The 1,157-nt window shown below is 69.3% G+C and carries 1 protein-coding gene; it reads left to right on the top strand.

Annotated features, from left to right (window positions below; translation table 11 throughout):
* The coding region (locus A5753_RS06895) for an AMP-binding protein (RefSeq protein WP_156655985.1) at positions 1 to 1,157 on the top strand (1,157 nt) is incomplete at both ends.

The raw sequence follows: 1,157 nt of genomic DNA, 5'->3' as shown, positions 1-1,157 counted from the left end.
CGGCGGTGTTCAGCACCGATGTGGTTGATGCGGCCTCTATCGAGGTTTTGATCGCCCGGTTGCAGCGGGTGCTGATGGCGTTGACCGCCGAACCCGCCCAGCACCTGTCGGCGATCGAGGTGCTGGATGCGGCGGAGTGTGCCGAGTTGGATGTGTTCGGTAATCGGGCGGTGTTGGGTCGGGCGGGTACGGGGGTGTCGATTCCGGCGGTGTTCGCGGGGCAGGTGGCGCGCACTCCGGAGGCGGTGGCGCTGGTGTGCGCGGGCGCCTCGATGACTTATCGCGAGCTTGATGAGGTGTCGAATCGGGTGGCGCAGGTGTTGGCCGGCAGCGGGGTGGGCGCGGGACAGTGTGTGGCGTTGGTGTTGCCGCGCAGCGCTGAGGCGGTGATCGCGATCGTGGCGGTGCTCAAGACCGGGGCGGCTTATCTGCCGATCGATCCGGCGCTGCCAGCGGCGCGCATCGGGTTCATGCTCGCCGATGCCGCGCCGATGGCCGCGGTGTGCACGCGCGAGCTGGCCGACCGGCTTGCGGGTTTCGCCGGGGTGGTGATCGAGGTCGATGACCCCGGTATCCAGGGTGTGGCGGGCACACCGCTGCCGGTGCCGGCTGCTGAGGAGGTGGCCCACATCATTTACACCTCGGGCACCACCGGGGTGCCCAAGGGGGTGGCGGTCACCCACCACAACGTGACCCGGTTGTTCGCCTCCTGGGATGCCGGGTTGGTGTTGGGGCCGGATCAGGTGTGGACGCAGTGCCATTCGTATGCCTTTGACTACTCGGTGTGGGAGATCTGGGGGGCGCTGCTACATGGTGGGCGGCTGGTGGTGGTGCCTGAGGAGGTGACCCGCTCCCCGCAGGAGTTGCAGGCTCTGCTGGCCGCCGAACAGGTCAGTGTGTTCAGCCAGACCCCGTCGGCGGTGGGGATGTTGTCTGCCCAGCAGGTCAACGCGGCGGCGTTGGTGATCGCGGCCGAGGCGTGTCCGGCGGCGGTGGTGGATCGGTGGGCGCCGGGGCGGGTGATGGTCAACGCCTACGGGCCGACCGAGACCACGATCTATGCCACCCTCAGCGCCCCGCTGCGGGCGGGGTCGGGGGCCCCGCCGATCGGTGCGCCGGTGGGTGGGGCGGCGTTGTTCGTGCTGGATGGGTGGTTG

The organism is Mycobacterium sp. 852002-51971_SCH5477799-a (assembly GCF_001667145.1).
In the GTDB taxonomy this organism is placed as follows: domain Bacteria; phylum Actinomycetota; class Actinomycetes; order Mycobacteriales; family Mycobacteriaceae; genus Mycobacterium.
This window is presented reverse-complemented; position numbering and strand designations above follow the sequence as displayed.